Origin of the sequence: Gordonia sp. (in: high G+C Gram-positive bacteria), assembly GCF_049299075.1 — a bacterium.
Taxonomy (GTDB): domain Bacteria; phylum Actinomycetota; class Actinomycetes; order Mycobacteriales; family Mycobacteriaceae; genus Gordonia.
The window spans coordinates 1-8901 of the sequence record NZ_JBAQWU010000330.1; the positions used below are offsets into that span (position 1 = coordinate 1).

General features: G+C 65.7%; 7 protein-coding genes and 2 pseudogenes. 2 read left to right on the plus strand and 7 right to left on the minus strand.

Annotated elements, in window-relative coordinates; translation table 11 throughout:
* The 4 genes and pseudogenes from WAW85_RS10245 to pgsA form a co-directional block, all read right to left on the minus strand.
* Positions 1-487 (minus strand): annotated as a pseudogene (locus WAW85_RS10245) (glycosyl transferase); the annotation flags it as partial.
* 68 nt (positions 488-555) lie between these two features.
* Positions 556-1281 (minus strand): annotated as a pseudogene (locus WAW85_RS10250) (PspA/IM30 family protein); the annotation flags it as partial.
* 59 nt (positions 1282-1340) lie between these two features.
* Positions 1341-1640 (minus strand): helix-turn-helix domain-containing protein, encoded by a 300-nt coding sequence (locus WAW85_RS10255; RefSeq protein WP_422559512.1) that lies wholly within the window; start codon positions 1638-1640, stop codon positions 1341-1343.
* Positions 1641-1700: 60 nt separating this feature from the next.
* Positions 1701-2291 (minus strand): CDP-diacylglycerol--glycerol-3-phosphate 3-phosphatidyltransferase, encoded by a 591-nt coding sequence (pgsA, locus tag WAW85_RS10260; protein WP_422559513.1) that lies wholly within the window; start codon positions 2289-2291, stop codon positions 1701-1703.
* Positions 2292-2354: 63 nt separating this feature from the next.
* Here pgsA and WAW85_RS10265 point away from each other — a divergent pair, with 63 nt between their 5' ends.
* Together WAW85_RS10265 and WAW85_RS10270 are read left to right on the plus strand one after the other, a co-directional pair.
* On the plus strand, positions 2355-2888 hold the full coding sequence (locus tag WAW85_RS10265) for an amino-acid N-acetyltransferase (protein WP_422559514.1): 534 nt from the start codon (positions 2355-2357) through the stop codon (positions 2886-2888).
* 23 nt (positions 2889-2911) lie between these two features.
* Positions 2912-3196: a YciI family protein gene (locus WAW85_RS10270; protein WP_422559515.1), complete on the plus strand. Its 285-nt coding sequence runs from the start codon at positions 2912-2914 to the stop codon at positions 3194-3196.
* Here WAW85_RS10270 and WAW85_RS10275 read toward each other — a convergent pair.
* The 3 genes from WAW85_RS10275 to WAW85_RS10285 all read right to left on the minus strand — a co-directional run.
* Positions 3156-4151 (minus strand): TerC family protein, encoded by a 996-nt coding sequence (locus tag WAW85_RS10275; RefSeq protein WP_422559516.1) that lies wholly within the window; start codon positions 4149-4151, stop codon positions 3156-3158. The genes WAW85_RS10270 and WAW85_RS10275 overlap by 41 nt on opposite strands.
* Positions 4152-4369: 218 nt before the next feature.
* Positions 4370-7165, minus strand: a complete 2796-nt coding sequence (locus tag WAW85_RS10280) for a DNA translocase FtsK 4TM domain-containing protein (protein WP_422559517.1) — start codon at positions 7163-7165, stop codon at positions 4370-4372.
* A gap of 99 nt (positions 7166-7264) precedes the next feature.
* On the minus strand, positions 7265-8901 hold a 1637-nt coding region (locus WAW85_RS10285), incomplete at its 5' end, for a ribonuclease J (protein WP_422559518.1).

Genomic DNA, 8901 nt, shown 5'->3' on the forward strand with positions numbered 1-8901 from the left:
GCGCCCGGCCGCGCGCCAACGCCGGCGCACTCACCGCACGCAGGAGATGATCGCGCAGTCGCCCCCGGACACCGGTGCCCACGGCCAATCCCGCTCCGATCGGCGGCAGCCCGCGGGACTGTTCGTAGAGGGGATGCGAAGACAATTCGATCCACGGCACACCGCAGAGTTCGGCCGCCCAGCCGCCCGCCAGGGTGATCGCATCGCTGATTACCAGGTCGTATCCGCCGAGCGCGAGTTCGGGGGCGAGCTCGCGTGCCATGCGCGCCGCGCGGGTGCTCAGTTTGGCTCCGGCGTCGGAATCGTCGTCGTCGTCCCGGGCGGCCAGACCGGGCAGATCGGCGACCACCAGGCCGCGCCGCTGCGCGGCCTGCACCCAGCGCAGACCGGTGTAGACGACCGTCTCGTCACCGGCCGCCACAAGGGTCTGGGCCAGCCCGAGGGCAGTGAGGGCGTGACCGGCGTCCGACCCGGCCACCAGGGCGATACGGGTCAGTTGCCCGCCTGCGTCCCGGGACCGGTATCCCCGGATTCGACCTGTGCCTGCACCTTCGGTGCCTCAATGCCCATACTGGCGCGGATCGCTTCGAGGCGGGCGTGCCCGGCCATCTGCACGCTGGCCTGCTCAACCTCCATCATCCGGCCGGCGACCGAATCCTGGGCTAGCTCGGCTGACCCGAGGGCGTTGGCGTAGCGGCGTTCAATACGCTCGCGCACCTGATCCAGGTTCGGGGTATTGCCTGGCGCGGTCAGCTCGCTCATCTGGTTCAGCGAGGCACTGACCTGCTCCTGCATCTTGGCCTGCTCCAGCTGACCGAGCAGCTTCGTGCGCTCGTCGAGCTTGCCCTTCAGGACGACGGCGTTGCGCTCGACCGCCTGTTTGGCCGACCCGGCCGCAGTCAGCGACTGGTCGTGCAGCACCTTGAGGTCTTCGACGCTCTGCTCGGCGGTCACCAACTGCGCGGCGAAGGACTCGGCGGCGTTGGTGTAGTCGGTGACCTTGCGGGTATCACCGGCGGCAGCGGCCTGGTCGGCCAAGGTCAACGCCTGCCGAACATTCGCCTGCAACTGCTCGATCTTCTCCAGCTGCCGGTTCAGTCGCATCTCGACCTGGCGCTGATTGCCGATCACCGCGGCGGCCTGCTTGGAGAGCGCCTCATGCTGACGCTGCGCATCGCCGATGGCCTGCTCGATCTGGATTCGCGGATCAGCCTTCTGGTCAATCGTGTCATTGCTCCAGGCGGTGAAATAGCGCCACAGCTTCACGAACGGATTCGCCATCGTTCCGATATCTCCCTTATGTCTGGCTGGTCGAGGTTGAAAAAACTGTACCGCGCGGCTCAGGCTGCGGCGAGGGATCCGCCCGGCGTACCCGCAGCACCGATCACCATCGGGATCTCGACCATCGCCGGGGTCATGACGGCGCCGACCCGAGTCAACACCACCCCGACCGGCACCTCGAGGGCGCTGCAGATTGCCGCGAGGAGTTCGCTGGAAGCTTCTTTCTGTCCGCGTTCGACTTCGGACAGGTAGCCCAACGACACTCGCGCCGAGGTCGAGACCTCACGCAGGGTGCGTCCCTGATCGGTCCGTAGTCGGCGCAACTCGTCACCGAGCGCCTCACGCAGCAGCACTGCCAACGACCACTCCTTCGTCCTCGCATTGCGGGTCAGGATTCCACATTAGCCGAACCTGAATGCTCACGCTCGCGCCGAGCGTCGCAACACCAGCGCGCGCCACACGTAGTCCAGCCCAGTCACCACGGTCACCACCACCGCGGCGTAGAGCAGCCACATCGCCCCGGTAAAGACCGGGCCGGGCAACGGCAGCACCAACAATCCGATCGCGATCGACTGCAGCAGCGTCTTGAGCTTTCCTCCTTGGCTCGCGGCGATCACCCCGTGCCGGACCACCCAGAAGCGCAGCAGGGTCACGCCGATCTCGCGAACCAGGATCACCGAGGTAATCCACCACGGAATCACGCCCAGAACGGAGAGTCCGACCAGCGCCGCCCCGATCAACAGTTTGTCGGCGATCGGATCGGCGAGCTTGCCGAAGTCGGTCACCAGCCCCCGGGACCGGGCGATCCGCCCGTCGAGCTGATCGGTGATCGCCGCGACGGCGAAGATGACGAAGGCCGCGATCCGCCACGGCGTCGAGTTCCCGTCGTCGATAAACAGCACGACGACAAAGATCGGCACCAGAATGATCCGGAAGACGGTCAGCCCATTCGCGATGTTCCACGCGGACACCGCCGACGGTGTCTGCACGGAAGGGCGGGGCTCGGTCACCTGACCACAGTAACGGCCCGCACCTCCGGGGCACTGCACAGGGCGGGTCTATTGTCTACAGCTATGTCCGCTGCACCGCAGGCTCCCATCCCCCCTCAACCCGACGACGTCGTCATCCGGCGCGCGCGGACCTCCGATGTGCCGCGTATCAAGGAACTCATCGACATTTACGCTGGCAAAATCCTGCTCGGCAAGAATCTGGTCACCCTGTACGAATCTGTGCAGGAGTTCTGGGTCGCCGAGGGCAACGACACGCTGCTCGGGTGCGGCGCCTTACACGTGATGTGGGCCGACCTCGGTGAGGTGCGCACCGTGGCCGTCGACCCGGCGGCCGGCGGTCGCGGCATCGGGCATCGGATCGTTGCGCATTTGCTCGATGTGGCGCGCGAACTGGAACTGCATCGCGTCTTCGTGCTCACCTTCGAGGTGGGGTTCTTCGGCAGACACGGTTTCGTCGAGATCGAAGGCACGCCGGTCTCCCACGAGGTGTACGAGCAGATGTGCCGTTCCTACGACACGGGTGTCGCCGAATTCCTCGACCTGAGCTACGTCAAGCCGAACACGCTGGGTAACACCCGCATGCTGGTCGTACTCTGACCCTGCCCACTAGGGTCAGGTGCATGCCGAACTATGCCGTCGAGTACACCTATCATCCCGACCGCGCGACCCTGCGCGATGAGCATCGTCCGGCCCATCGCCGGTGGCTCGGCGACGGCCACGCGGTCGGCCGAATCTTGTTGGTCGGCCCCTACAGCGACGGCAGCGGGGCGCTGTTGATGGTGCACGCCGACGACGAGCGGGCCGCCGCAGAATTGCTCTCCCACGATCCATTTGCCCTCGTCGGAGCCATCGACGCCACCACCGTCAAAGAGTGGACGAACGTGTACGGGCCCTTCGCCGGCTGACCAGGAGACTCGCCACGGTGGTCACCACTAGCGTCACGCCGATCACGCTCAAACTGAGCGCGGTAGAGATTTCCGGCACCGGCACATGCTCACCGCCGTTAATGAAGTTCAGCGTGTTCTCGTGCAGGGCGTGCAGTACCAGCTTCACGCCGATGAAGGCCAGGATCAGCGAGAGTCCGTACGACAGGTAGATGAGCTTGTCCAGCAGGCCGCCGAGTAGGAAGTACAGCTGTCGCAGCCCCATCAGGGCGAAGGCATTGGCCGCGAACACCAGATACGGCTCCTGGGTGAGGCCGTAGATCGCCGGAATCGAGTCAAGCGCGAACAGCACGTCGGTGAACCCGATGACAATCAGCACCACCAGCAGCGGTGTCGCCACGCGCTTGCCGTTCTCCAGGGTGAACAACTTATCGCCGTCGTAGGTGTCGGTGGTGCGCAGGAACCGCTTGGCGAACCGCTCGATCCGGCCTTCGCGTTCGCGTTCATGTTGTACCGGCTCGTCGCTCTCGGTGACCAGCTTCACGGCGGTCAGGATGAGGAAGAGGCCGAAGAGGTAGAAGACCCAGCTGTAGCGGGCGATGGCCGCGGCGCCGACGGCGATGAACGCACCGCGCATCACCAGCGCCATCACTATGCCGAGCAGCAGCACCTTTTGCTGATAGATCCGCGGCACCATGAATTTGGTCATGATGATCACGAAAACAAAGAGGTTGTCGACCGAGAGCGCCTTCTCGGTGACGAAGCCGGCGTAGTACTCGCCGCCGTAGGTACTGCCCCATTTCCACCACACGAAGCCACCGAAGATCAACGCAAACGTGATGTACACGGCCGACCAGAAGCCGGATTCGCGGAGCGTCGGGGAGTGCGGTACCCGCACGTGGGAGAAGAAATCAAAGACAAACAGGCCGGCGATCACCAGACAGGTGATCACCCAGGTAAGTACGGAAACATCCATCGAGCAGCCAACCTCCAGCGCGCAACACAAATGAAGCGATGCTGGAGGTCTCTCCCATCCACCCGCTAACCGGAGTCTGCGGGCGGACCGATGTCCCGGACGACGCGAACCGGTGTGATGGGCACACCTGCCCTGGCGTCATCGTATTGACGAGATCATCGTCGGGGGGATACTCCCCTCCTGATCGTGCCGCCAACCTTACGGCATGGCGGCGCGGATCAGAAAGGCGCCGAGTCGTCGTCGGTATCGTCTCCGCCGCCGGTGATCGAGGCGATCAGTCCGGCCAGGTCCTCGGGCTTCACCAGCACCTCGCGCGCCTTGGAGCCTTCGCTCGGTCCGACGACGCCGCGCGTTTCCATCAGGTCCATCAGGCGGCCCGCTTTGGCGAAGCCGACACGCAGCTTGCGCTGCAGCATCGACGTCGAACCGAACTGGCTGGACACCACGAGTTCGATCGCCTGCAAGAGATCGTCGAGGTCGTTGCCGATATCGGCGTCGATATCCTTCTTGTCCGCGGCTTTGGCTGCGGTGACACCCTCGACGAAGACCGGTTCGCTCTGCTCTTTGGCGAACTCGACGACGGCGTTGATCTCCTCATCGGTGATGAATGCGCCCTGCATGCGGACCGGCTTATTCGCCCCCATCGGCAGGAACAGGCCGTCTCCCATACCGATCAGCTTCTCTGCTCCCGGCTGGTCCAGGATGACCCGCGAGTCGGTCAACGAGCTGGTGGCGAACGCCAGTCGCGACGGGACATTGGTCTTGATCAGACCGGTCACCACATCGACCGACGGGCGCTGCGTGGCCAGCACCAGGTGAATACCGGCCGCACGCGCCTTCTGCGTGATGCGGACAATGGCGTCCTCTACATCGCGCGGCGCCGTCATCATCAAATCGGCGAGCTCGTCGACGACAGCCAGAATGTACGGGTACGGCTTGTACTCGCGCTGTGAACCCAGCGGCGTACTGATCTCGCCGGAACGCACCTTCGCGTTGAAGTCGTTGATGTGCCGCACGCGCGAGGCCTTCATATCCTGGTAGCGCTGCTCCATCTCCTCGACCAGCCACGCCAACGCGGCGGCCGCCTTCTTCGGCTCGGTGATGATCGGCGTGATCAGGTGCGGAATGCCCTCGTACGGTGTGAGCTCGACCATCTTCGGGTCGATGAGAATCAGCCGGACTTCCTCCGGGGTCGCCCGGGTCAGCAGCGAGACCAGCATCGAGTTCACGAAGCTGGACTTGCCCGAACCGGTGGACCCGGCCACCAGCAGGTGCGGCATCTTGGCCAGGTTGGCGCTGACAAAGTCACCCTCGATGTCTTTGCCCAGGCCAATCAGCATCGGATGCGCATCGACCGAGCTGTGCGGATCGTTGAGGACGTCGGCCAGGCGCACCATCTCGCGGTCGGCATTGGGCACCTCGATTCCGACGGCCGACTTACCTGGGATCGGCGCCAGCAGTCGAACACTGTCGGTGGCCACCGCATAGGCGATGTTGCGCTGCAGTTGGATGATCTTCTCGACCTTGACGGCCGGGCCGAGTTCGACCTCGTAGCGGGTGACCGTCGGGCCCCGCGTGTAGCCAGTGACCGCCGCATCCACCTTGAACTGGTCGAGCACCCCGTTGATGCGGTCGATCATGTCGTCATTGGTGGCGCTGCCAAGCTTCGGCGGGTCGCCGTCGATCAGCAGATCGGTCGACGGCAGTTGGTAATCGGAGTCCGACGCCGCCGCGGGCCTGGCCTTCGGCTGCGGCTTGACCATCGGCTGCGGCTTGGCTTTGGGCGTGGGTTTAGCCGTGCGCGCGGCCGGGCCGATCGGTGCGGTCGGCTGGTTCTCGGCGACGCCGTCGAACAGGGGCTCGGTGTACTGGTCGTCGATCTGCGCATCACGATGGGCGCCAACGGTGGGCCGGGCCGGTCGGCGCTCGGAGCGGTCGGCGCGCTCAGCGGGCAAGTCCACCGGCCGACGACGATTCGCGGCCGCGCGTCCGCGCGCGTCCGGCGGGTAGTTCTCGTACGGGTCGCCGTAGTCACCGTCGTCACCGTAAGCACCGACGGCGTCGGACGCGTCAACGTCGGACACCTCATCGGCGTAGTCGTCGTCGGCGTAGTCGTCGTCGGTGGAAGCGGCATCGTCGTACTCGCCACGATAGGCACCGACGCCCAGGTAGGCGCTGATGCCATCGACGAGTTCGCCGATCGTCTTGCCGCTCAACGCGATCAGGCCGCCGATGCCGCAGAGGACGAAGATCGGTACCGATACCCAGACGGTCACCGCCTGGGTCAGCGGGGTGCCCAGGACGTAGCCGACGAACCCCGCGGAACCGCCGCGGGCCACCTGCTCGGTGGGTGCACCGGTAACCAGATGTGCCAGGCCGAGGATCGACACTCCTAGAAGCAGTCCGCCGCCGATGTTGCGAGTGCGGCGCGAGGGATTGGCACCGCGGCGGGTCACCAGTATGGCGACGGCCAGCAGCACGATCGGCAGCACGTAGGCAAGGGAGCCGACGACGTAGCGGGCGCCGGTGTCGACAACCGCACCGATGGCACCGAGACCGTCGAACCAGACGCTGGCGATCACCAGCACGGCGCTCAGGGTCAGCGCCAGGGCGGTGCCGTCACGGCGCGGCGAACGGACGTGCTCGAGTACGTAGTCGGCGTCGTCCGGGTCCGGCAGCGGCTTCAGTCCGATGCGGTAGACGCCACCGAGTCCGCGCGCTGACAGGTTCCAGGCGCCAGCCACTCCCCGGCCGATTCCGCGACCTAGCGTGCCGAGCGTCGACGGTCCGTGGTGCAACTCCTGCGACTGTTGGCGGGCCGGAGCCCGGCCGCCGCCGTTGCGGGGTGCGTTGCGGGCGCCACTGGTCGCTCGGCGAGGCTCCGCCGCAGCTGAAGTGGTGCGGGGACGGGAGGTGTTGCCCGAGCGGGAACGAGTACCGCCGGAGCTGTTGCCAGCCGATCCGCCGCGACCGGATGTGGACGCGGCACGGCGCGTGCTTGCCTGAGAAGCCATAGGGAACACCCTAGTGCCTTGGCTTCACACCAGTCACACGGGTAACAGCGGCGCGTCGAAATGTTGTGTCGAAAACGTGATCGCCACCGACCCGCCCGGTCAGGCGTCGTCGGAATCGACCTCGATGACCGTGGGTACGATCATCGGCCGGCGTCGGTAGACCTGTGCGACCCAGCGGCCCACCGTGCGCCGGATACCCTGCGCAATGCGGTGACTGTCGGTGACGCCGTCGTTGGCCAGTTCGGTGAGCGCCCTATCGACCAGCTCCGCGGCACCAGAGAGTGCTCCGGGGTCGTTGGAGAAGCCGCGGCCGGAGATCTGCGGACGGCTCACCGCGCGACCGGTGTGCCGGTCCACAGCCACGGTGATCGAGATAAAGCCCCCCTCCCCCAGGACCAACCGGTCCGAGAGGGTGGACTCGCTGACATCGCCCACTGAGAGACCGTCGACATAGACGAAGCCAACCGGCACCTTGCCGGAGATTCGCGCGCGGCCATCGACCAGGTCGACGGTTACGCCATCCTCGGCCAGCATGATGCGGTCGGCCGGGACGCCGGTGGCCTCGGCCAGCGCGGCGTTGGCGCGTAGATGGCGCCATTCACCGTGCACCGGCATGGCGTTGGACGGTCGCACGGCGTTGTACAGGTAGAGCAGCTCGCCTGCCGAGGCATGTCCGGAGACGTGCACCTTGGCGCTGGCCTGTGTCACCACGGTCGCACCGCGCTTGGCCAGACCGTTCACCACGGCGAAGACCGAGTTCTCATTACCGGGAATCAACGACGACGCGAGCACCACGAGATCGTCAGCGCGGATGTTGATCTGATTATGCTCACCGCGCGCCATCCGCGAGAGCGCCGACAGCGGCTCACCCTGCGAGCCAGTGCTGACGAGAACAACCTTGTCGTCGGGCAGCGTGGCGGCGGTATCGATGTTCACTTCGACGCCCTCGGGCATATGCAAGTAGCCCAGTTCCTGGGCGATCGCCATATTGCGAACCATCGACCGACCGACGAAAGCGACCTTGCGGCCGTGTGCCCGGGCGACGTCGACGATCTGCTGGATCCGGTGCACATGGCTGGCGAAGGAGGCCACGATCACGCGTTGGCGGGCCTTCCCGATCACCGTGTCCAGCACCCCGCCGATCTCGCGTTCGGGCGTCACAAAGCCGGGCACCTCGGCATTGGTCGAGTCCACCAGGAACAGGTCGACGCCTTCATCGCCCAGCCGACTGAACCCGGCCAGGTCGGTGAGCCGATTGTCCAGCGGCAGCTGGTCGAGCTTGATGTCGCCGGTGTGCAGCACCAGACCGGCCGGGGTGCGGATCGCCACGGCGAGCGCGTCGGGTATCGAGTGGTTAACGGCAAAGTACTCGCAGTCGAAGGGACCGAAGCTGTCGCGGCCACCCTCGCGCACCTCGATCAGCTTGGGACGCAGCCGGTGTTCCCGACACTTCGCGGCCACCAGTGCCAAGGTGAAGCGGGCACCGACCACCGGGATATCCGCTCGCAGTTTGAGCAGGAACGGCACCGCTCCGATGTGGTCCTCGTGACCGTGCGTCAGGACGATCGCCTCGATCTCGTCCACCCGATCCTCGATGTACCGGAAGTCCGGCAGGATCAGGTCGACGCCGGGCTGTTGGTCCTCCGGGAACAGCACACCGCAGTCGACGACGAGTAGCCGACCACCGTATTCGAAGACGGTCATGTTGCGGCCGATCTCACCGATCCCGCCGAGTG